General features: G+C 61.3%; 19 protein-coding genes and 1 pseudogene. 16 read left to right on the top strand and 4 right to left on the bottom strand.

Translation table 11 applies throughout. The features are described from left to right. Window positions 1–212 precede the first annotated feature (212 nt). The 7 genes from SB771_RS13640 to SB771_RS13610 all read left to right on the top strand — a co-directional run bounded on the left by SB771_RS13640 (window position 213) and on the right by SB771_RS13610 (window position 5,741). Window positions 213–977 (top strand): hypothetical protein, encoded by a 765-nt coding sequence (locus tag SB771_RS13640; protein WP_244096709.1) that lies wholly within the window; start codon window positions 213–215, stop codon window positions 975–977. Between the two features lie 117 nt (window positions 978–1,094). Further along, a complete protein-coding gene (locus SB771_RS13635; RefSeq protein WP_175705256.1) occupies window positions 1,095–2,060 on the top strand; it encodes a DUF932 domain-containing protein in 966 nt (321 codons plus the stop codon). Window positions 2,061–2,134: 74 nt separating this feature from the next. Further along, a complete protein-coding gene (locus SB771_RS13630) occupies window positions 2,135–3,130 on the top strand; it encodes a YqaJ viral recombinase family protein (RefSeq protein ID WP_175705257.1) in 996 nt (331 codons plus the stop codon). A 13-nt stretch (window positions 3,131–3,143) separates the two neighbouring features. Then, on the top strand, window positions 3,144–3,392 hold the full coding sequence (locus SB771_RS13625; RefSeq protein ID WP_175705258.1) for a hypothetical protein: 249 nt from the start codon (window positions 3,144–3,146) through the stop codon (window positions 3,390–3,392). 48 nt (window positions 3,393–3,440) lie between these two features. Beyond that, the gene (locus SB771_RS13620) at window positions 3,441–4,343 is read left to right on the top strand and encodes a phage capsid protein (RefSeq protein WP_175705259.1); all 903 of its coding nucleotides are present in this window, start codon (window positions 3,441–3,443) and stop codon (window positions 4,341–4,343) included. Next, the gene (locus tag SB771_RS13615; RefSeq protein WP_175705260.1) at window positions 4,340–5,341 is read left to right on the top strand and encodes a hypothetical protein; all 1,002 of its coding nucleotides are present in this window, start codon (window positions 4,340–4,342) and stop codon (window positions 5,339–5,341) included. Before SB771_RS13620 ends, SB771_RS13615 begins: the two co-directional genes overlap by 4 nt. Before the next feature lie 100 nt (window positions 5,342–5,441). After that, complete coding sequence (locus SB771_RS13610) at window positions 5,442–5,741, top strand: hypothetical protein (RefSeq protein ID WP_175705261.1); 300 nt, start codon at window positions 5,442–5,444, stop codon at window positions 5,739–5,741. 73 nt (window positions 5,742–5,814) lie between these two features. On the opposite strand, the gene SB771_RS13605 is transcribed toward SB771_RS13610, so the two are convergent. Further along, window positions 5,815–6,144: a helix-turn-helix domain-containing protein gene (locus SB771_RS13605; protein WP_175705262.1), complete on the bottom strand. Its 330-nt coding sequence runs from the start codon at window positions 6,142–6,144 to the stop codon at window positions 5,815–5,817. Between the two features lie 232 nt (window positions 6,145–6,376). Between SB771_RS13605 and SB771_RS13600 the strand changes: the two genes are divergently transcribed. The 9 genes and pseudogenes from SB771_RS13600 to SB771_RS13560 all read left to right on the top strand — a co-directional run bounded on the left by SB771_RS13600 (window position 6,377) and on the right by SB771_RS13560 (window position 18,232). Next, entirely contained in the window at window positions 6,377–8,140 is a 1,764-nt protein-coding gene (locus SB771_RS13600; RefSeq protein WP_175705263.1) for a hypothetical protein, read from the top strand. A 177-nt stretch (window positions 8,141–8,317) separates the two neighbouring features. Beyond that, window positions 8,318–9,472, top strand: coding sequence for a toxin-antitoxin system YwqK family antitoxin (locus SB771_RS13595; protein ID WP_175705264.1), 1,155 nt, complete (start codon window positions 8,318–8,320; stop codon window positions 9,470–9,472). A 349-nt stretch (window positions 9,473–9,821) separates the two neighbouring features. Further along, window positions 9,822–13,013, top strand: a complete 3,192-nt coding sequence (locus tag SB771_RS13590) for an SIR2 family protein (RefSeq protein WP_410721802.1) — start codon at window positions 9,822–9,824, stop codon at window positions 13,011–13,013. A 470-nt stretch (window positions 13,014–13,483) separates the two neighbouring features. Then, on the top strand, window positions 13,484–14,179 hold the full coding sequence (locus SB771_RS13585) for an ATP-binding cassette domain-containing protein (protein ID WP_175705265.1): 696 nt from the start codon (window positions 13,484–13,486) through the stop codon (window positions 14,177–14,179). Between the two features lie 95 nt (window positions 14,180–14,274). Then, complete coding sequence (locus SB771_RS13580; protein WP_175705266.1) at window positions 14,275–14,454, top strand: hypothetical protein; 180 nt, start codon at window positions 14,275–14,277, stop codon at window positions 14,452–14,454. A 51-nt stretch (window positions 14,455–14,505) separates the two neighbouring features. Further along, window positions 14,506–14,559 (top strand): annotated as a pseudogene (locus SB771_RS13575) (hypothetical protein); the annotation flags it as partial. Between the two features lie 40 nt (window positions 14,560–14,599). Continuing rightward, window positions 14,600–15,082: an ATP-binding cassette domain-containing protein gene (locus SB771_RS13570; protein WP_279607301.1), complete on the top strand. Its 483-nt coding sequence runs from the start codon at window positions 14,600–14,602 to the stop codon at window positions 15,080–15,082. A gap of 308 nt (window positions 15,083–15,390) precedes the next feature. Then, entirely contained in the window at window positions 15,391–16,437 is a 1,047-nt protein-coding gene (locus SB771_RS13565) for an ABC transporter substrate-binding protein (protein ID WP_244096707.1), read from the top strand. Between the two features lie 109 nt (window positions 16,438–16,546). After that, window positions 16,547–18,232 (top strand): GMC family oxidoreductase, encoded by a 1,686-nt coding sequence (locus tag SB771_RS13560; RefSeq protein ID WP_175705288.1) that lies wholly within the window; start codon window positions 16,547–16,549, stop codon window positions 18,230–18,232. Window positions 18,233–18,726: 494 nt separating this feature from the next. Here the strand turns inward: SB771_RS13560 and SB771_RS13555 are convergent, their stop codons facing one another. Genes SB771_RS13555 through SB771_RS13545 form a run of 3 tightly spaced genes read right to left on the bottom strand, consistent with a single transcriptional unit; the run spans window position 18,727 to window position 21,769 of the window. Next, the gene (locus SB771_RS13555) at window positions 18,727–19,530 is read right to left on the bottom strand and encodes an ABC transporter permease (protein ID WP_175705268.1); all 804 of its coding nucleotides are present in this window, start codon (window positions 19,528–19,530) and stop codon (window positions 18,727–18,729) included. After that, on the bottom strand, window positions 19,527–20,396 hold the full coding sequence (locus SB771_RS13550; protein WP_244096706.1) for an ABC transporter permease: 870 nt from the start codon (window positions 20,394–20,396) through the stop codon (window positions 19,527–19,529). Before SB771_RS13550 ends, SB771_RS13555 begins: the two co-directional genes overlap by 4 nt. A 38-nt stretch (window positions 20,397–20,434) precedes the next feature. Next, window positions 20,435–21,769, bottom strand: coding sequence for an NAD(P)/FAD-dependent oxidoreductase (locus SB771_RS13545; protein ID WP_175705270.1), 1,335 nt, complete (start codon window positions 21,767–21,769; stop codon window positions 20,435–20,437). Between the last annotated feature and the right edge of the window lie 2 nt (window positions 21,770–21,771).

Genomic DNA, 21,771 nt, shown 5'->3' with positions numbered 1-21,771 from the left:
TCAGCCGCGTGGTTAATGTTCGCTGATACAGCGAACGCGTCCCCACCGCATCGGCATTAGAAGGTAGTGATACACCACACCGTTATCGATAACACATTGACCTATGGCCATATCCTAGAAAATTTCAACTACATATCACTTCCACGAGCACGGCTACCTACAGCCGCTCCGCCTCGACAATCCCGTCGGGGCGCACTCCGCTCGGAGGTTTCATGTACCTGGCCTATCTTCTTATCGCTACGATCGCAACGGTGTTTGCGCTCGTTGTAATCGTTATTCTCGTCGTTTGGCGGCAGCGCACCAAACCAACGCCGCCGACCACGCCCACAACTGGTTCTGCCGCGCCTGCACTAGCGACTATCCCTTCGCGATACACAGCGGATGACGAGTGGGAAGCTCAGGCACCATACCCTGACCATGCTTTGCATGCGATCCGGACAAGCGAGTGGGCATTACGACACGCACCGCCACACGAGACACGCTATCCGTCGCGCAATCACTTCACGTTCGACGACGTCGAACCGTTCGAACTGGACGAATCCCGCTCGTTTCATCGGCCCACTGAACGATCTGAGGCCGATGCTGACTTCTTCTCTTATGCGCCGCCGAATGCCCATAGCTTGTCGACGTTCGCACCCAGCGAAATCGCCCAACGCTGCCCACACTGCAATTCGTCACGCATCACCACGTTGAACATCGGCCGCAAAGCAGGCAGCACGATCGGCAGTGTCGCCGGCGCGACGAGCGGCATGGCAATGACCCTCTCTGGCGCCGAAGCCGGCGCGGCCGTAGGCGCAATTGGCGGGCCGCTTGGCTCTGTCTTTGGTGGACTCGCCGGCGCGGTCATCGCCGGCCTACTCGGCAGTGCAGCAGGCTGCGCGGCTGGATCCGCGGTCGGTGCCGCCATCGACGAGAACGTCCTCGACAACTATCGGTGCCTGTCGTGCGGCCATACCTTCAGCGCGCAGCACGATTGATCCTCGCGATCGCAGTCCTCATCCAGCCGTTCCACCGCATCCGCTTCCCCCTTCTCGATTTAGTCCTGCCCGGCATGCGCCGGGCATTATGCCATTTCAATTTTTCAGGAGTTCACCATGCATCTCGTCCAATCCATGGCCTACGTCGGTCAAATGCCTTGGCATGGCCTCGGCAACCATCTCGCCGCCAACCAGCCGATCGAAGTCTGGGCAGACCGCGCCGGCATGAACTGGACGATCGAATCGTCCGAGGTCCGGTACGTGTCCGGCTCCGCCGGCATCGGCTCAATTCACGCCTTTCCCGACCAGAAAGTGCTGTATCGGTCGGACACCAAGGCACCGCTATCCGTCGTCTCCGCCCGGTATCAGGTCGTCCAGCCCCGCGAGATTCTCGAGTTCTACCGCGACCTGACGGAAGTCGGCGGATTCGAACTCGAAACGGCGGGCGTGCTCAAGGAGGGCCGCAAGTTCTGGGCACTCGCCAAGACCGGTCAGTCCGGCATGTTGAAGGGCAAGGACCACGTCAAAGGCTATCTGCTACTGGCGACGGCCTGCGACGGCACGCTCGCAACGACCGCGCAGTTCACTTCAGTCCGCGTCGTCTGTAACAACACATTGGCGATCGCGCTCGGTGACGGCACCGGTGTCGTCAAGGTTCCGCACCGTTCTCAGTTTGATCCGCAAGCAGTCAAACGTCAGCTCGGTATTGCCGTGTCGTCGTGGGACGCGTTCATGGTTCGCACGAAGGCCTTGGCAGAGCGCAAGGTCACCGATACCACCGCCGACGCATTCTTCCGGCGCGTGCTCACCTATACCGTCACGAGCCCGGGCGAGCGCGACGGGCAAACCGTGAACGAACGTGCCATTCGCGCCGCCAGCGAACTCTATGCAGGCCGCGGCAAAGGTGCTCAGCTGGCTTCGGCGTCCGGAACCGCCTGGGGCTTGCTGAACTCGATCACCGAGTACGTCGACCACCATCGGCGAGCACGCAGCGAGGATCACCGGCGCGACGCCGCCTGGTTCGGGCAAGGTGCGCTCATCAAGCAACGAGCCTGGGACGAAGCGCTCAAGCTCGTCGTGTAATCACCGTCCTTCATTCCCCTACTCCTCGACCCGGTCAGGTTCCCCTGCCGGGCCTTTCTACTTCTGGAGGTTTCATGAGCGTTATTCCATCCAGTCGGATTCGACGGCAACGACCTGCGTTGAAGCTCGTCAGGACCGACGAACTATCCCGCGACGACTGGCTTGCTGTCCGGCGAGCCGGCATCGGCGGATCCGATGCAGCAGCGGCCGTCGGCCTCAATCCGTACATGAGTCCACTCGAGTTGTGGCTCGACAAGACGGGACGGGCAGACAGCCTTCCTCGTCCAGACCCAGACGACACGACGTCGCCAACGTACTGGGGCACGCTGCTCGAGCCCATCGTGGCCGCGTCCTACACGAAGCAGACGGGCAATCGTGTTCGGCGCGTCAACGCAGTACTCCGTCATCCCTCGATCCCGTGGATGCTGGCGAATATCGATCGCGAGATTGTCGGCGTGCCTGACGTACAGATTTTGGAATGCAAGACGGCGGGAGAGCATGGCTCTCGCCTTTGGCGAGACGGCGTGCCCGACTACGTGACGATCCAAGTTCAGCATCAGCTCGCAGTCACCGGCAAATCGGCGGCGCACGTCGCCGTGCTGCTGTGTGGTCAAGCACTCGAAGTGCATCGGATCGATCGTGACGATGCGCTGATCGGTCGGCTGATCGATCTCGAAGCTCGTTTCTGGCAGTTCGTGGAAACCGACACGCCTCCACCGGCCGACGGATCGGAGTCGGCTGACCGTGCGCTACGACACCTGTACCCGGGTCATGGCGCAGCGATCGACTTTAGTGACGACGCTTGCCTGTCCGCGATCTTTGCCGATCTGATTGCGGTACGGGCCGAGATCGAAACACGTCAACAGCTCGAAGCGCAGTTCAAGCAAACGATCCAGCAAGCGATGGGGGATGCGACGCGTGCCGTATTCCAGACCGGCGCCGTGTCGTTCAAGCGTAGCAAGGACTCGTCCTCGATCGACTTGGCGCGACTGTTGGCCGATCACCCAGAGCTCGAAACACAGTACGCCACCTCGAAGCCCGGCTCCCGGCGCTTTCTTGTTTCCACCTGACGGGAGTCTGATCGTGAGCCAATACACGACAAACCTCGAATGTCTCACCGACATCATTGAATTCTCGCGCTACGGCGCGCTCGCGCAGGCGTTCGTCATGGATGCGCTCAGCAAACACGCCGAACGCGTCGCCAAGCTCCCCCTCGACGAGTTACAGAAGCAGCTTGGCAATCACCCGCTGGTCAGCGCACGCGCCTGGCATGGCGTCGCTCAAGAGATCCACAGCAAGCTCGAGTCGCATTTCACTCGAAAGCCGGCATAGCTCGTCGGCTATCGCAATCCACTCCCCCTTTCTATCTAAAGGAGCAGCATGCTCAAAGGTCTAGCCATTACCCCGCCCGTTGTCGGCAGGATTTCGATCGGGCGCGTTGTCGAGAAGAGCGGCAAGCGCGTTCCCGCTGCCGACGACCAATTCACGCTCACCACCCAGGTACAGCAGCGCGGCGAATGGATGTTGCATCCGCTGAACGAAACCCTGCGCAAGGCAGCGTCCGGCAAGTTGCGATCGATCCCGGTCCGTATGCTGTTCAGCGATCCGGATCTCAATCTCCGCGCCGATTACTCGCTGTTTGACCGCGACACCGGACGCCCCACGTGTGTCGGCAACGGAGAAACCTGTCGGCGCGCCGGTGACAACGGCATCGAAAGCCTGCCGTGCCCGTCGCCGGATGGATGTGCGTTTGGTCAGCGTGGCGGCTGCAAGCCCTACGCACGGCTGAACGTGGTCGTCGGCGACGAAGACGAGATGGGCTCGTTCATCTTCCGCACCACGTCGTATAACTCCATTCGTACGCTCGCAGCGCGGCTCCTCTACTTCCGCGCCGTGTCAGGCAACTTGCTCGCCTGCCTGCCGCTGGAACTCCGGCTACGCGGCAAGTCGACCACGCAAAGCTATCGGTCGGCGATCTATTACGTGGACTTGGGTGTGAGGCCTGGCAGTACGCTCGAGGAAGCCCTGATGCACGCACGCGAGCTCGACATGCGCCGCCGGGCAGCGGGTTTCGATCAGGCCGCACTCGACGCCGCGGCTCGGCTCGGTTTCGCAAACGGGGCATTCGAGGATAGTCCGGACGAGCGCGCCGCCGTGGCCGCGGAGTTTTACCCCAATGCATCCGGTCAACCGGCGGTCGAGAGCAGCGATTCAGGCACGCAGGCGACGCTGCGTGACAAGCTGGAGCACAAGGCGGTGCTCCTGGGCGGGAAAGCCGCATGACCGGCGCCCGTCGATGGCCGATCGTCCTGGCGACCATGGCCACGACCACCGCGCTCTGCCTATCCGTGTTGGCCGGGTGGCAGCGTGGCGGCACGTGGCCGGAACAACTCGTCTGGATCGCAATCGGCATGGTGCTCGTAACCAGCGCACATATGTTGCCGGCACTGATCCGGGACAGGCCGTTTCTTGTTCGAGCGATTGGTAGCTTGCTCTGGATAGCCTGTTTGGCGACCACGTGCTACGGACATGTCACGTTCTTCCTGCTCAGCCAGCAACACGTTAGTGAACGGCGGGTATCGAGTGCAGTCGTCATGCCCTCGCCTCCCGCGCGCAGTCTGACGGTCTTGATGACCGAACGGGCAGCGATCACACAACAGCTCGCGCGAATCGATATGCGTCGCTGTGTGCGTGACTGCGCATTACGGGAGTCGCATCGTGCGACGTTGGCGGCGCGACTTGATGTCCTGAGTGCGGAAGCTGACGAAGTCCGTCGTGTCGACGCCGAACGTGACCGCCTCATGTCCCGGCGCGACGCCCTGCGCGACGATCCAGTCACGTCGCGACTGGCGGCATTACTCGGCACGACGACAAAGCACGTCGATCTGCTCTCCGGCTTGACGTTTGCCGCAGTGCTGGAAGGTGTGGCGTGTTTGCTGTGGACGGTTATTCTGGGGCGGCCGTCGATACCCGAAGCGACAGGTACGGCGACTACTGCTGATGCGCCAACCGTCCCGTTGCAGACCGAGGCGACTTTGCCTGCCGTGACGACGGCCTCGGAGACGCCTGCTGAGCAGACCGTTAGTCGCAAAAATAACGATTCAGTCCTCCCGCGACTTGACTCAGTCCCGCCCAATAGCGAGTTAGCTCGTCTCGCTCAGGACGTTGCTACCGGCTTGGTCCGGCCCACCGTCGCCGACATCCGCCTACACCTCGGCTGCTCCCAAGCCAAAGCTCTGACGCTTCGGCGGCGCCTCGCCGAGCTCAACTTACTGGCATAAACCGGGCTTTCGCCCGGCAGTCGCTTCCCTCTTTCAATCGGACGTCCTTTTATCCAGCGCTGCTGGAGGCCTTTGCACGTCCATCCATTGGAGAAACACCATGAATTTGACACCCAACCACCCGCCTCGTCTGCGCTTCAAGCTCGGTCGAATCCTTGCGACGCCCGCTGCGTTGAGCGTCATGACCAACGCGAACGTCTCAGTCATCCATCTGCTGATCCGGCATGCCTGCGGCGACTGGGGAGATCTGTCCGAATCAGACCGGGAACAGAACGAACTGGCGGTAGAGGCTGGATCACGGATCTTGTCGAGCTACGTCCTCGCTGGCGGCCAGACCGTTTGGCTCATCACGGAATGGGATCGGTCCATGACTACGCTCCTGTTACCGGGTGACTACTGACGTACGGGACCAAGACACTAAGTAGCGCCAGACGGACCGCTGCCATGCTGGCTGCGGTCCGAAGTGCCTCAAATTACCGTAGTCGCTGGCGCTTGATTTCCGGAGGCGTAGCAGCATTCGCCCGACGCTCGCCTGTTGGCTTGAGCGATACGCCGTCCAATGGAGCAAACAATTCGGCCAACGTTACGTTCAGCACATAGCAGATGTTAGCCAACGTTTCGACCGACGGATTGGCAATACCACGCTCGATCGCCGAGATGTATGTGCGGTCGACGTGCGCCTCGAAAGCCAGCACTTCCTGCGATTTCTCGGCTGCATGTCGGCACGCCTTGACCCGTTTGCCGAGAGCAATTGAGATCGGGGCTGGTCGTGTTGCGGAAGGTGTTGAGCGCCTAGTAGCCATGGCGTGCAGAATGCCCGCCCGTCGACTGATTAACGACGCTGTAAACACTTCAATTATAGTCGTATATACTCTACATTACGAATCTCAACTGATGTCCGGGCTGGCTGAGGTGCTTAGCCGGCTTGAGCACGCGCCACCTCGGCTCCTTTGGTGCGCTCGTCTTTGTTGAGTAAACACCACATCAATTGATGTGCCCATGCGTGCTGGACCGGCACGTCAAACGGAGAAAACAATGAAAACCATAAAACATACGGGGTTCAACAAACACATCCTGGGCCTGTCCATCGCAACTGCCCTCGCTGCTTGCGGCGGCGGTGGCGATTCAGGATCTAGTCAACCATCATCGGGCGAAGGAAGCACTCCGACAACGCCCACGCCAGCAGTCACGGGCAAGGCCATCGATGGATACCTTGCGGGTGCCACGGTCTGCCTCGACCTGAACAACAGCGGAACTTGTGAGTCGGGGGATCCAAGCACCGTCACGGATGGAAACGGTCAGTTCTCGATTCCGTACAGCGGCGACGCAACAGGGAAAACGCTCCGGGTCGAGATCACGCCGACCACCAAGGACCTCTCTCGTCCGTCAGGTTTCCAGTTCCCGGCCACCTTCACGCTGTCGCAGATCGTCCAGCCAACGTCATCACAAGTCGTCAGCCCACTCACGACGCTCGTCTCTGCACAAATGCAGACCGGTTTGAGCCGATCGCAGGCAATAGCCACCGTGCAGGGACTACTCGGCGGTCAGGTCGATCCCAATGCGGACTACCTCGCGAACAAGGACGCGACAACACAATCGCTCGCTGCCCAAGTCGTCGATAAGCTCGGAACTTTCGCGACGAGCGGTGCCATCGACGCATCGACCGTTCGCAATGCCCTGAACGCGATGGTCACCAAGGGAAGCGTCTCGTCGATCACGCAGGATGATCTTACTGCTCAAGCAAAGAAGCCGGTCTATCAGGTTGCGGATGCGTCGCAGGTTCTCGCCAATCCGACCTATAGCTTCGTGGACTATCTGATCTCGTTCTTTGGCGGGTACAACCAGACACCCGGTTCAACCAATCAGGCTTTGGTCCGCGATGTCCGCCAGATCGTCGGCACCGCACTACAAGTCACTCAGCAAGAGAATCTGCCGGCCGGAAGCGACTCATGGGCCAGCGTCGGTCTCGGAGCCTACAACGGAGGAAAATACGATGGGTTGGCTGGTGAGTACGTGCTGAAGTCTGACGGAACATGGTCGAATCTCATCCCGGAGACGCAGCGGCTCGCCCCGCTTCCGCTTACGCGCGTCGGCACAATCCTGTCGGGCACAGATCCGGCGTCGGGTATCGGGTTTACGTACGAGGTCCGCTCCGTCGACTTGTCCGGCCAGCCGCTGTCGCTTGCGGCTCCCGCCGTACCGGGTTTCTACGATTTCGCGCACGCTGCACAACTGACCAGTACTGCGTTCCCCAGCGGCACCGGCGCCTATCTCGGCCGTCAAACTTATTCCACTGATCGGGTCGTCATCCCGGTATCCGTCCCGATGTGCGACAACCCCGTCGTACAGAACGGCTTGGTCTGCGGTGGGGTTCCTGCGTATGTAGACGGCAGCACTATCGTCATGACATCGGGTGTTTCGAGCACGACTTACACCTCGATTCAGCAGGCAGTTGGTGTTGAACTTGCGGCGCTGAACGTCGGATTGAGCTCCATCCGTTTGTCTGCAGACCACAGTGCAACCGTCGATGCCAAACCAGGCACATGGTCGGTCTACGCAAATAACCCTAACGTCCTGGTGCTCGACTTCGCTCCTGCGGACATCGTGGCACTCGCGACAGCCAACGGTCGGATGCAACCGCTCGTACGGGGCGCAAAGCTGATTCTCGCGCAGCGCGCTGGCCGCTTGCAGGTCGGCTGGTTGTACCCCTCGACATACACCGAGCAATCGCTTCAATTCGCGAACGGCCTGCCAGCGGCACTCATGGCGGCGCTCAACGCGGTGATCTCCTCTCGATAGCTGATCTCAGCCTCTTACTGTTTTGGCCCGGGTTCTGGCATGTACCCCCTCGGATCGCCAGAACCCACTTTGCCGACCGGTTCCCCGGTCGGTCTTTTTTTGCTCCCTTTCTCGTAATAACCCGCCGCCCCATCACTCACGGGTGCCGGAAATCATCCTCTTTGACGAACTCACACCATGAAACCTATTCGTTCTTGCCGTCACGCGGCGGCCCTACTCATAGCTTCGCTCGCAGCAGCTTTGCTCGCTGGCTGCAAAGGTGATGTACTCGATTACCGCAACGTCCAGCTTGTCAACGGCAAGGTATACGCGGGCGACGCCAACTCGCCTTTCTCCGGGAAAGTCACCAGCGTGCCCGCCCCGAGCATTCTCAATAGTCAACCGGGCTATCAGCGAATGATGCAGAACAGTGCGTATGTCGTGCCTGAAGCCTATCGCGGCGGCATCGATTCGATGATGATTCACGGTCTCCTCTGCGACGCCAAGGTCAGTGCGGGGATGCTCGACGGCGACGTCGTCTGCAAGGCACCACAATCCGATACCGTTCGCATGAAGATGTCGTTCAGCGGTGCAGCACTCACCGGCCCAATGCAGATCTTCGACAACTCGGGCGATCAAACTGTCCTCGATGCGAATTTCAATAAGGGAAATCCGGACGGTCCGGAGAAGATCTACTACGCACCGACCAAGCAACTCATTGGAGAGTTTCCCTGGAAGGACGGTCGGCTGAATGGCGTGGTCAAGACGTACGACGGGAAAACCGGAAACACGCTTGTGGAAGCACACTATGAAAACGGTGCGGCCAACGGCGAGATAGTTCGCTATTCGCCTGATGGCAAGCACGTGATCTATCGTGCGGCATTTGCCAACGACCAACTCGACGGTGCCGAGGACCGATTCGATCCCAACACGGGCGAACTCGTCAGCCACAGCGTCTGGAATTCAGGCTCGCGAGTCGCCACTCCTGAGGAAGCTCAAGCCACAGCACAAACTTTGGCAACAATTGAGCGTGGCACGCAGGTGAAAACGTGTATCCGGGAGCTTCGCAACGCTACGCCACCGAATCCGATGGATGTCGACGACAAAGAGGCAAAGTGGTCGGCACAATGTGAGCAACGCTTTCCGACTGTCGCAAATAGCGCAACCACCTCGACATCGGCTTCCTCATCTGCTCGTACCGAGAATCGTAGCGAGTGGCCAACCGAGGACAACGCCTGTACTACAAGCTGGCTGAACCACTTCAAGAGAGAACGAGGGGCGGATGCCGTTGTGACCTACGATATGGCGTGGGAATGGGTCGACAACTGTCGGGCCGGAAAGCAGCCGTCGTAAAACTTACGATTCCAGCAGATCTGCGGCACGTCACCCGCAGATCCGTCATCTCATTTTGTTGACACTTCACGTGAAATTGAGTGGGGGAGCACATTACCTTCCGGCTCAGAACGGCTGATGAGAACAACCAACAGCACTCTTGTCCCTCCGGCACTGATCGTCGCGACGCGTGTACTCTACAGACACCCGATGTCATACCCGGATGTCATACCCGGATTCAGATGAGAGTGTTAATTATGTCAACTTGCGGTGTGGTGTTTGCTCGTGGCTAAGCAAAAAGCGGAATGATCCGCTGCGTAGCGATATCTGTATCATCAGACTATCGACTCGCCAACAACGACAAATAACGATGAACGCCCTTAACGGCCGCGTGCAAGGAACATCCGTCAAACGGATGACAGTAGATGCTCTGGTCAGGTCGCTTGCTGTTTCGCGCGACAGGCCGCTCATGCTATTTCTCGGCGCCGGTGCGTCCATGAGTTCGGGAATGCCTTCGGCCGGGCAATGCATCTGGGAATGGAAACGCGAGATCTTTCTCTCCAATAATCCTGGCCTCGAGGAGCAGTTCAGCGAGCTTTCGTTACCCTCGGTTCGGGCGCGAATCCAGTCATGGCTTGATCAGCAGAGACGCTTTCCGCCACTGGGTCATGCCGATGAGTATGGCGCCTATATCGAGGCCTGCTTTGCCCGTAGTGAAGATCGTCGTCTGTATTTTGAGAGATGGGTGAAGCAGTGCAAGCCTCATCTCGGCTACCAGCTCATGGCGCTGCTGGCTGCCGACGGGCTGGTCAAATCTGTATGGACGCCTAACTTCGACGGCCTTGCGTCACGCTCAGCGGCAGCTGCCAACGTTACGCCGATCGAGATCGGGATTGATTGCCAGCAACGCCTGTACCGTGCGCCGGGAGAACGCGAGTTGGCATGTATCTCCATGCACGGCGATTATCGGTACGACAGCCTCAAGAACACGCCGGGTGAACTGGTAGAACAGGAGGCCACGCTTCGCGCGTCATTCGTGCAGTCGCTCACAAGCCACACCGTTGTCGTTTGCGGCTATAGCGGTCGTGACGACAGTGTGATGCGTGCCTTTGCTGAATACGCGGCCAACACGCCGACAGGGTCCTCCCGCCCACTCTTTTGGACCCAGTACGGCGACGACGAACCGCTTGACGCGGTTAGTTCGCTCCTGTCGACACCGGAGAATGAGGAAGCAAATCGTTTTCTTGTCCAGGGCGTTTCCTTTGACGATTTGATGCGTCGACTCGCCCTTTACCTCTCCAAGGGCGATGCGCGACTGCGCGTTACCGAAATCCTTGACCGGTACCAGGCGGCACCTGTTGATCAGAGGTCGCCTTTTGCCTTGCCCAGGCTACCGGTCACGGGGCTTATCAAAAGCAACGCGATTCCGATGACCCCGCCCCGAGAGCTCCTAGAGTTCGACCTTCATCAGTGGCCGGCAGTTGGTACCGTTTGGTCCAGACTGCGTGACACGGGGGACGAGTATGGATTTGTCGCAGCTCCTTTCCGTGGGAAGGTATATGCCGTTGCATCACCCGCCCAGATCCAGACCGCGTTTGGCAAAAACCTGAACGGGGAAGTCAAACGTGTACCGCTCAACGACGAAGACCTCCGCTACGAAGGCGGCGTCATCAACCACTTGGTTCGCCGCGCGACAGTACGCACGCTTTCGCGGCTGGCCAAATGTTCTACGGACGGTGACTCGCTCGTATGGGATAACGATTCGGGCAAATCGCATCGGGTGAATGGACTCAGCTGGCGAGTTTGCGATGCGGCGCTCCTGCAGGTACGTTCTCTTGGCGACAAGCTCGCACTTGTGATCAAGCCAACTCTGCATGTAACCGACGACGGTGGTGCGCTGGCACCGAAGGAAATCGAGCGCCTGGTCAAGCAGAAGGTGCTTGGCTACCAGCACAACAAGGAGTTCAACGAAGCAACGGAATTCTGGCGCAAGCGATTACTCCCGAAAAGAGATCTCGCGCTTCGGTTTCCGGACAGCGAGGATGGTATCTCGTTCGTCATTTCTGGCCGCCCTGTCTTTGCCCGCATCACCGACGAGCGTGAGCGTACCGTCAGCCTCACCGAGTCGCAGGAGGTTGCCGCCAGTCAGAGCGGACTCCAGTTATCCGAACCGCGGTTGCACTTCGCGCAAAAGTCTGCGAATGGCGTAGCGCTGGATACGCATCCTGTCCGCGGACTGGTGCAGAATCGTCCGTTTGACGCCGCGCTGACGGCGTCAGGCATTGCTTCAAGGATACGTGTGGCCGTGATCACACCTTCACGCGATGCAAAACGGATCCGTGAATTTCTCGGCCGGCTCCACGACACGGCGCAACCTGGCAAAGATTCCGATTACCTGCCACCGTTTCCCGGGTTTGGCTCGGCGTTCCATTGCCCACTGGAACTGCCCGATCCCGCTGTCCCGATGTTCGTCACGCTGGGCGAACCAGACGACACCACTCCAGAGGCAGCGCGCCTGCTTGCCGGACGCATCACTTCCGCCCTATCTTCACTTGCAGCTTCGGCACGACCAGACGTCACCCTTATCTACATACCGTCGCGCTGGCAGCCGTATCGCGGTTACCAGTCCGACGATGAGGATTTCGATCTGCATGACTTTGTGAAAGCAGCGGCCATTCCGAACGGATGCGCGACGCAGTTTATCGAGGAGGATACACTTCAGAACCCACAGCAGTGCCGGGTCCGGTGGTGGTTGTCACTCGCGCTGTACATGAAAAGCATGCGCACGCCGTGGACGCTTCCTGGGTTGGACAAAGACTCCGCATATGTTGGTCTGGGGTTCAGCGTCAAGCGAAAAACCTCGGCCGATGCGCAGGGGCATGTCGTTCTCGGTTGCAGTCACTTGTACAGTCCAACGGGACAGGGCTTACAGTTCAGACTGAGCAAGATCGAGAATCCGATCATGCGAAGTAAAAATCCGTTCATGAGCTTTGATGATGCCCGCCGGCTCGGTGAAGGTATCAGGGAACTATTCTTCAACGCTCACCTGCGTCTTCCCAACCGCGTCGTCGTGCACAAGCAGACGCCCTTTCTTGAAGATGAACGCAAAGGCCTGCAAGTGGGGCTCGACGGCGTCGCGTGCGTCGAGCTTCTGCAGATATTCATCGACGACACGTTGCGCTACGTCGCATCGCATCCGACCGCCGACGGCAAGTTCGACATCGACGGGTATCCCATCAGGCGAGGTACCACCGTTGTGATCGACGACATGACCGCGCTACTTTGGGTTCATGGCGTTTCGACTGCGCTGAACCCGCGGCTTCGTTATTTCCAGGGGAAACGGCGCATACCGGCCCCGCTCGTCATTCGTCGTCATGCAGGTACAACGGATCTCATGACTCTCGCTGAGGAAGTTCTTGGTTTTTCAAAAATGAACTTCAATAGCTTTGATCTCTATGGACAGCTTCCAGCCACGATCGAGACTTCACGTCGTGTTGCCGGTATTGGAGCGTTGCTCGACAGATTTACGGACCGCTCCTATGACTACCGGCTTTTCATGTAATTTTCCAGGTCAGGACATTTACTGCCCAGGACCCTTCAGTACCTTTGTCTTCAGATCCGTCTCGTGAGCGACGTCTCTTGCCGATATTCGTGAAGGTATGTCCATTCTCAGCGAGCGACGTGCGGTGCGAGTTGCTAGCGAATGCGCGCCAAGTAGTAGTCGCCGACCGAGTGGTCGACGACTTGTCCCGGCGTGGTGTGATGTATTGCAGGCCGGCGCAGACCGAGATAGCGGTCAAGCGCCGACACGAAAGGCTTGTGGATTTGCCCAAGTTGTGTAGTGCAGCCCGTTCGACACGCGCATCACCTACCTGCTGCCGAAGCCACGCCAGTGCCTAGCGGTCAGCTTGGGTCTTGCCAGCTGGAGGGCTCAACCGAGGTTTAAGCCGATGTCGGCGCGACGCGCCGGTGACCGATCGTGGGGGATGAACAAGGCAAGCGTTCATGCTCTGTAGAGCATGAACGCTTGCCTTGTTCATAAGCCCTGTTCGGCGTCTGGGCCGCACTGGTACCGGGCTCGGCGATTGCAGCGTCATCGTCAGCGTGAACAGTGTGCTCGACTGTGGTCGATGGGACGGAGGGCACACGATGACTGAAATTGTACTGACCATTGACCGTCTGTCGATCGCTTCCGCACGGACGTCCACGCCCGTGCTTGACAATGTGTCGATGTCGATTGCTCGCGGCACAATCGTCGGTGTGATCGGCGAATCGGGTGCCGGCAAAACGACGCTCGGCCTCGCGCTGCTCGGCGCATTGCGCACCGGGATGTCACGGCGCGACGGCCGCGTGACGCTCAGTGACACGGAAATTCTCGGGCCGGCCGCTCGTGATCCGCGAATCCTGCACGGCACGCGCATCGCCTACGTCGCTCAATCGGCCGCTGCGGCATTCACGCCGACCCAGCGACTCATCGAGCAGGTCATCGAGACGGCCGTCGTACGCCGTGTGCTCGATCGTGATGCCGCGCACCGCCGCGCGATCGAGCTGTTCGCGCTGCTCGGCTTGCCCGATCCGGCACGGTTCGGCGAGAGGTACCCGAATCAGGCATCCGGCGGCCAGTTGCAGCGTGCGATGGTCGCGATGGCGCTATGTGCGTCGCCGGACATTGTCGTGTTCGATGAGCCTACCGCCGCGCTCGACGCCGCAACGCGCGACCAGGTTTAGCGGTCGCCCGCTCGACGCTGGCATCGAGCGGCACCGCCGCGCTGTTCATCAGCCACGATCTGCCGGCCGTCGCTCGCATCGCCGACACACTCATCGTGCTGCGCAACGGCCGCATCGTCGAACAGGGACTGGCGCGCGACGTAGTCGCGGCACCGAAGCACAAATATACGCAACGGCTGCTGACCGTATCGATCGGGCGCCGCGAGCCGGGTGCCCCCGTTCCGGAGGGCTCGCCGGTGCTGCGCGACGTGTCGCTCACACTCCAACGCGGATAGACACTTGCGGTAGTCGGGCCGTCAGGTTCCGGCAAGTCGAGCCTCGCGCGCGTGATAGCTGGCCTGCTGCCGCCGCGGCGCGGCGCGATCCGCCTGCACGGGGCATTGGTCCCCCGGCAGCTACCGGCAGCGCGGCCGGGACGCGTTGCACGCAATCCAACTGATCCATCAGTTTCCGGACCTCGCACTGAACCCGCCCGAGACGATCGGCGCGGCGATCGACCGCGCGCTCGCCCGCCATTCCGGAGGGCAACGCGCCGGCCGCCGCGGGCGCATCGTCGCGTTGTTGACCGAGGCCGGGCTCGAGCCGGCGATCGCCACCCGACCACCCGCGCAATTGTCGGGCGGCCAGAAGCAGCGCGCGTGCATCGCACGGGCGCTGGCTCCCGAACCGGCGGTGCTCGTCTGTGACGAACCGACATCGGCACTGGACCCGTTTGTCGGACGGCGGGTACTCGACCTGCTCAAGCGGGTGCAGCGCGAGTCCGGGCTGGCGATCCTGCTGATCACGCATGATGCCGCGGTCGTGGCTGCAATGGCCGACGACGTCCTGACACTCGGTCGCTCGACCAACGTCGCAAAGAATACGGAATATCGAGTCAAGCCTGACGTTCTCGTCGCCCACTAACCTCCTGCTCATCGACGCTTCAAGTGCGACGTGCCGCCGAAATGCTCCGGTACGTCTGGTACGCCTGTAATCGGCATATCGAATTGAATGTAGGTGCCCGAAATCTCCCGCGCGAACGATAACAAGAAAGGCTTCTCGGTCCCCATAACATCAAGTCATGTTCGCCACAACAATTCCGGCATTGTTCCCGCGAAATTGACTCACTATAGTCAATCAAAACAACGCTCGATCTCTGTCGAACGGCCATGCCAATGTACCGGCGAACCGTTGGGACGATGCTCCCACCTCAACCGTGTCAAGGAAAAGTCGTGATCTCGATAAAGTGCTTGAGCCGGGTAGCCATAACATTGGCGATCGGCGGCGTGACCACCACACCCGTCCTCGCCGGCGGCAAGATTACCTTCGTCTCCCAAGGCGGCGCCTATCAGGAAGCACAGACGAAGGCAATTCTCGCCCCCGCCGCGAAACTGCTCGGTATCACGATCAACCAGGACAGCATCCCCGATGCCTGGCCCCAAATCAAGGCACAAGGCGCGACTGGAAAGCCGATCTGGGACGTTGTCGACACGCCGACGTCGAACTGCCTGCGCGGTGGTCGCGAAGGGCTGATTGAGAAGCTCGACTTTTCGAAGATGCCGAACGCCGGCGCGATTCCGGAAAAGTACCGTACATCCTGGTCCGTGCCCTACGAGTTCTACTCGAGCGTCATTGGCTACAACAAAAAGACCCTGAAACACGTGCCGCGCAATTGGGCGGATTTCTGGAACGTCAAGGATTTCCCCGGTACACGGGCGTTGCGCAACGATCCGCAGACGGTTCTCGAGGCCGCACTGCTCGCTGACGGGGTGCCACGCGACAAGCTCTATCCGCTCGATGTCGATCACGCGTTCCGTAAGCTGGCACAGATCAAGCCCAGCATTGCCGTGTGGTGGACCTCAGGCGGCCAGTCCGCGCAGTTGCTGCACGACGGAGAAGTCGACATGGAAATGATCTGGAACGGCCGCGCGAGCGCCGTCGCGAAAGACAATTCCGACATCGCATTCACCTACGAAGATGGCATCCTGCAGAACACGCAACTGTGCATCCTGAAGAACGCACCGAATCTCGCGGACGCGGTGCGTTTCGTCGACGCGGCGGTCTCTCCCGATCTGCAAGCGAACCTGCCGACCTACATCGACTATGGCCCCGGTAATCCAACCGCGTACAAGATCGGCAAGATCTCGCCTCAACGGGCAGGCGAACTCCCCAGCTCCCCGCAAAATGCCGCGAAGCAGGCCCTGCTCTCCGAAGAATGGTGGGCGTCGCCCAACGGTATCCAGGCGAAAGCCCGCTGGCTGAAGTTCATGCAGCAATAGTGCCGGAAACGCGCGACGGGAGACGCTGCAGCCTCTTCACATGCCGGAACGTTCCGTGCGCCTCGCGCGCAAAGCCGTGGCGCCTCACTCCCTTCGGTTCCGCTCGATAGTGTACGACTACCTGATTCTCGGCGGCGGCTCGGCGGGTTGCGTGCTGGCCGCCCGGCTGTCCGAGGATGCCGGTCGCTCGGTCTGTCTCGTCGAGGCGGGCCGTGACATCGCGGCGGCAACCATGCCACCCGACATTCGCAGCCGCTACCCCGGCCGAGCCTATCTCGACACACGCAACCTCTGGACGCGTCTGCACGCGAAGATGCGTGCATCGAGCGCCCCGCGCCGCTATGAGCAAGCTCGCTTGCTGGGCGGTGGATCGGCGATCAATGCGCTGATGGCCAACCGTGGGGCGCCCGCCGACTACGACGAATGGGACGCGCTCGGTGCGACCGGATGGAACTGGGCGAATTGCCTGCCATACTTCCTGAAGCTCGAACACGACGCCGACTTCGCCGGCCCGCTGCACGGCAAGAACGGGCCGCTTCGCGTGCGACGTACCTCGCACGACAGGTTCTCCCCGTTCGTGCGTGCCGTGATCGAGTCGCTCAGCCGACACGGACATCCGCTTCGCGCGGATCAGAACGGTCCGTGGGAGGACGGCGTATTTCCCGGTGTCATCTCGGTCAGCGAGCACGGCGAACGGATTCCGACCTCGGTTTGCTATCTCGACGCCGCCACCCGAGCGCGGCGCAATCTCACGATCGTCGCTGATACCCAGGTGGCACGCCTACGGTTCGAGGGCCGCCGCACGACTGGCGCGGACATCGTGCGTGCCGACGGCAGCGAGGCGATATTGCGAGCGCGCCACGTAATCGTCAGCGCAGGCGCGATCCACAGTCCCGCCCTGCTTATGCGTAGCGGCATCGGGCCGGCTGACGAGTTGCGCAGGTTCGGCATCGACGTGTTGGCGCCACTCGATGGTGTGGGACGCAACCTGATGGAGCACCCGTCGATCGCCGTGTCGGCATTTCTGCCGCGCGCACTGCGCTCGCCGTTTCCCGACGAACATCACGAGCAAGCGATCGTGCGCTACTCGTCCGGCCTCCCCGACACACCTCCCGGCGACATGCACGGTGCGATCCTGTCGCGCTCGGGCTGGCATTCGGTCGGCTACCGGCTCGGCACGATGTTCTTCTGGGTCAACAAGTCGTATTCGCGCGGACGCGTCACATTGACCTCCACCGATGTGCGCGACGAACCCGACGTCAACTTTTCCATGCTGTCGGACGCACGCGACCTCCAGCGTCTGAAAGATGCGGTCCGATTCGGCGCCTGGACGCTTGCCCAGCCCGTGCTCGCCGCCCGACTCGGTCCGCGCTTTCCGTCGAGCTACTCGCCGCGCGTCGCGTCGATCGCACGTCCTGGCGGATTGAACGCGTTGCAGCGCGGCGCGCTAAGCGGGTTGCTCGACGTCGCCGGACCGCTGCGTGCAGCGTTGATCGGGCGTGTCGTCACACAAGGAATATCTCTCGATGCGCTTCTTGCCGACGACACCGCGCTCACCCACTTTGTCGCGCATGCCGTGGGCGGCACCTGGCATCCTTCGGGAACGTGCCGCATGGGCGCTGCCGGCGACCCACTCGCAGTGACAGATCCGGACGGTGTGGTACACGGTATCGACGGGCTGACGGTTTGCGATGCATCGCTGATGCCGTCGATTCCGTGCGCAAACACGAATGTCCCGACTATCATGATCGCAGAGCGTATCGCGGACCGACTGCGCAGTCACTCAGGAAACTGAACGCACGTTACGTCGATCTCGGGCTTGCGCGATTCATTCGCGTGTCTCCGCATCTGACAGCGTGTGCATCGCGCAACGCTCGGCGCGCTATATGGACGTGCCCCCGACGCGATTCCGCGTGATCTCCGGTGTCGCGCGTGTTTCCGGCTCCTTCATCGGCACCGGATTTTCAGAGCACAGGTGCGCCATTGGTCCCGGCGTGGGCCACCTGATCGCCTACCTCGTCGCCAACGATACACCGCTTGTCGATCCGTATGCCTCTTCGCTCGCCAGCTGCTCCCACGGTACGAAAATCGTGATCGATGCCGGGCGCAGATTCGGGTCGATTCGGCAAGCGTGTGCTAACACTTGCGCGATCGGCGATGCGAAGCACCTCACTCCGGAATTCGACCGCACGCGTCATGGATGTTTCACAAGCATCGGGGAGCACCACCGGTCGTTCGATTCGTTAGCGGCCGTGCCCCGTGTCGCGCCGAGAACCAGTCACGGCTTCCTCAGCCGGTTGCCATACGCGCCGGGCCGCCGCGGCGGCTGATCACGACAACAAGCACGAGGGCGAGTGTCAGTGCGGTAAGCATCGTACTGATCGCCGCAATGGTCGGATCGATCTCGTCGCGCAGCGTGACGAACATCCTGCGCGTGAGCGTCTGGCTCGCGCCGCCCGACACGAAAAGTGCCACGACGGTCTCGTCGAGGGCCTGAATGAACACGAACACCGCGCCCGCGATCACGCTCGAGCGGATTTGCGGCAACGTCACCGTCAGGAAGCTGCGCAGCCGGTTCATCCCCAGACTCCGGGCCGCCATCTCCTGAGTATGGTCGAACGTGCGCAGATCCGCGCCCACGGAGATCAGCACGTAAGGCAGGCCGAGCATCGCATCCGCGAGGATCAGTCCGCCGAGCGTATTCACGTAGCCGAGCTGCGAATAGACGAAAAACACGCCAACCGCGACGATAATGATCGGCACCATCAGTGGCAGCATGATCGCGGTGCGCAGCCAGCGAATCAGCGGATGCTCACCGTGCTCGACCGCGTAGGCCGCGGCGACGCCAACCGGCGTTGCGATCAGCACTGCACCGCAGGAGGCCACGAGCGTCGTCCGCGCGGCCGCGAGCCACTCGGGATTGTCGAAGAACGCCCGATACCAGCGTAGCGAAAGCGCGGGGGGCGGAAACGTCATGAAGCGCGTGTCCGAGAACGACATGGGCACGACGATCAGCACCGGGATCATCAGGAATGCAAGGATCAGCAACACCGTGGCGACGAGCAGTGCGCGCGCGAGTGGATTCGGTCTCATTTCGCCCCCAAGGTTCTGTCCAGCGGAATCACGCGGCTTGCCGCATAGAAGATCGCGAACACGCACATGAGCAGCACGACGCTCACCGAACTGGCTGCCCCCCAGCTGTTGTAGATCTCGACGTTGCGGCTCACGACCATCGATACCATGATCGAGCGCCCGCCGCCCATCAGCTCGGGCGTAATGTAGAAGCCTAGACACAGCACGAACACCAGTGTGACGCCCGCCACGACGCCGCCCATCGACAGCGGGAGAAACACGCGCAGAAAGCCGTGCATTGGCGACGCACCGAGACTCGCGGCCGCCTGCGCAAGGTTTTGCGGAATCTTCTGCATCGCGGAATAGAGCGGCAGCACCATAAACGGCAGCAGGATGTGCACCATCGCGATAACCGTTCCCAGTTCATTGTGAGCGAGTTGCAACGGGCGCTCTGCGAGTCCTGTCGCGAGCAGCAGCTTGTTCACAACGCCGGTGCGCTGCAGCAGCACAAGCCACGCATAGGTGCGCACGAGCACGCTCGTCCAGAACGGCAGCACCACCATCCCGAGAATCAGCGTTGCGTACCTCGGCCGCACCGAAGCCGCGAGATACGCGACCGGATAGGCGAGCAGCAGCGTGACTGTCGTGACAAGCACACTCAGCCGGAACGTCAACGCGAAGGTCTCGAGATAGGCACCGCTGAAAACACGGCGATAGTTGCCAAGCGTAAAGCCACCGTCCTGCCAGATCGACTGCCAGGACAGCCACGCAAGCGGCACGACGAGGAGCAGCACCACGACAGTGAGCGCCGGCGCCAGCAGCAACAGCATCGTCCGATCCTGGCGACGCCGATGGTGGCGTGCGACGCCCTCCTCCTTCGGTCGCATCAGTTCGATTTTCGAAATAATAGTCTTGACCGTTGTCATCATACCCCCAGCGCATCGAGAAGCTGATACCACGCTGCAACGAACCGCACGCCGGGCGCTCTCAGCGCCCGGAGCGGAACCGGCCGCAGGCCATCCTGCGCGAGCAACGCGAGATCAGGCATCTCGCCGAGCGCAAGCGCCGCCGCGTGCTGGCCCACGAGACTCGCCATCGCCACGCCAGCACCGTTGTAACCGACACAGAACACGGTTGAGTCGTCGCTGCGACCAACGTGCGGCAATGCGTTGAACGTCATGCCGACATAACCTGACCAGCGGAATTCGACGCGCACGTCCTCGAGCGCCGGAAACAGTGCGACCATCGCACGACGCAGTGCCTCGAAGCCGGTGTTCTGCCCCTCCTTGCCGAACGCGTCGCGCCCGCCGAACACCATCCGGCCGTCCGCACGTCGAAACCACCTCATCATGCGTCGCGTCTCGGTGTAGCTGCGGCGCTGCGTCATGAGTGCCTCGTCGAGCACGGACGGCAGGCGCTCGGTTGCGATCATCGCGCTACGAAATGGCACCAGCTCGCGCTGATAGCGGGCGGTCGCCCCGGTGATGTCCGAATACGCATTGGTCGCGACGATCAACCGCTTCGCGCGCACGATCGCACCAGGGGTACTCAGCGTGACGCCGGGCGCGCCCGGCTCGCGCCGGATTGCCACCACGGGCGTGTGCGCATGGATCGGCACGCCGCGCGCCGTCAACCCGCGCGCCAGGCCAAGCACATACTCGAGCGGCAGGATCGTGCCCGCGTCGGCACTCAGCACACCGCCGACGAAGCCTGTCGACCCGGTTTCCTCTGCGACCTGCGCGCCCGTGAGCGAGGTCATCGACGCGTCCCCGAGCGATTTGCGAACCCACTCTGCTTCGGCGACGCACGCCGCCAGCGCGCGCTCAGTGTGTGCGCAGCGCAAGCTGCCGTTGCGTTCAAACTGCGCTCCCGCAAGTCCGAACTCGCTGACCAGCGCCTCGATGGTCCGCACGCCGTCGTGCGCGAGCCGGTGCATCCGTTTCGCGACGTCGAGTCCGTGGCGCGCCGCGATCGTCGGAAAGGACAGCCGGAACTTGGACGACACCACGCCGCCGTTGCGCCCGCTAGCCCCCCAGCCAACCGGATTCGCGTCGAGCACGACGCATGGCACGCCGCGCCGCTGCAGCGCATAGGCGGCGCCGAGGCCCGAGTAGCCGGCGCCGATCACCGCAACCTCGGTCTGCACATCGCGCATCAATGGACCGGCGTCGACCCTCGCATCGAGTACCCCCGACCGGGCAGCAAGATGCCGCCACAGAGAGTCGGGCTGCGGAGCCGTGGAAGCAAGCGGCGCGAGCATCG

Source organism: Burkholderia sp. SIMBA_051 (genome assembly GCF_046534915.1).
Classification (GTDB): Bacteria; Pseudomonadota; Gammaproteobacteria; order Burkholderiales; family Burkholderiaceae; genus Burkholderia; species Burkholderia ambifaria.
This window is presented reverse-complemented; position numbering and strand designations above follow the sequence as displayed.

Excerpts from the sequence above, each read along its gene's own strand:
- SB771_RS13640 (WP_244096709.1), top strand. The coding sequence starts at position 213 with ATGTACCTGGCCTATCTTCTTATCGCTACGATCGCAACGGTGTTTGCG.
- SB771_RS13635 (WP_175705256.1), top strand. The coding sequence starts at position 1,095 with ATGCATCTCGTCCAATCCATGGCCTACGTCGGTCAAATGCCTTGGCAT.
- SB771_RS13630 (WP_175705257.1), top strand. The coding sequence starts at position 2,135 with ATGAGCGTTATTCCATCCAGTCGGATTCGACGGCAACGACCTGCGTTG.
- SB771_RS13620 (WP_175705259.1), top strand. The coding sequence starts at position 3,441 with ATGCTCAAAGGTCTAGCCATTACCCCGCCCGTTGTCGGCAGGATTTCG.
- SB771_RS13615 (WP_175705260.1), top strand. The coding sequence starts at position 4,340 with ATGACCGGCGCCCGTCGATGGCCGATCGTCCTGGCGACCATGGCCACG.
- SB771_RS13610 (WP_175705261.1), top strand. The coding sequence starts at position 5,442 with ATGAATTTGACACCCAACCACCCGCCTCGTCTGCGCTTCAAGCTCGGT.
- SB771_RS13605 (WP_175705262.1), bottom strand. The coding sequence starts at position 6,144 with ATGGCTACTAGGCGCTCAACACCTTCCGCAACACGACCAGCCCCGATC.
- SB771_RS13600 (WP_175705263.1), top strand. The coding sequence starts at position 6,377 with ATGAAAACCATAAAACATACGGGGTTCAACAAACACATCCTGGGCCTG.
- SB771_RS13595 (WP_175705264.1), top strand. The coding sequence starts at position 8,318 with ATGAAACCTATTCGTTCTTGCCGTCACGCGGCGGCCCTACTCATAGCT.
- SB771_RS13590 (WP_410721802.1), top strand. The coding sequence starts at position 9,822 with ATGAACGCCCTTAACGGCCGCGTGCAAGGAACATCCGTCAAACGGATG.
- SB771_RS13555 (WP_175705268.1), bottom strand. The coding sequence starts at position 19,530 with ATGAGACCGAATCCACTCGCGCGCGCACTGCTCGTCGCCACGGTGTTG.
- SB771_RS13550 (WP_244096706.1), bottom strand. The coding sequence starts at position 20,396 with ATGCGACCGAAGGAGGAGGGCGTCGCACGCCACCATCGGCGTCGCCAG.
- SB771_RS13545 (WP_175705270.1), bottom strand. The coding sequence starts at position 21,769 with ATGCTCGCGCCGCTTGCTTCCACGGCTCCGCAGCCCGACTCTCTGTGG.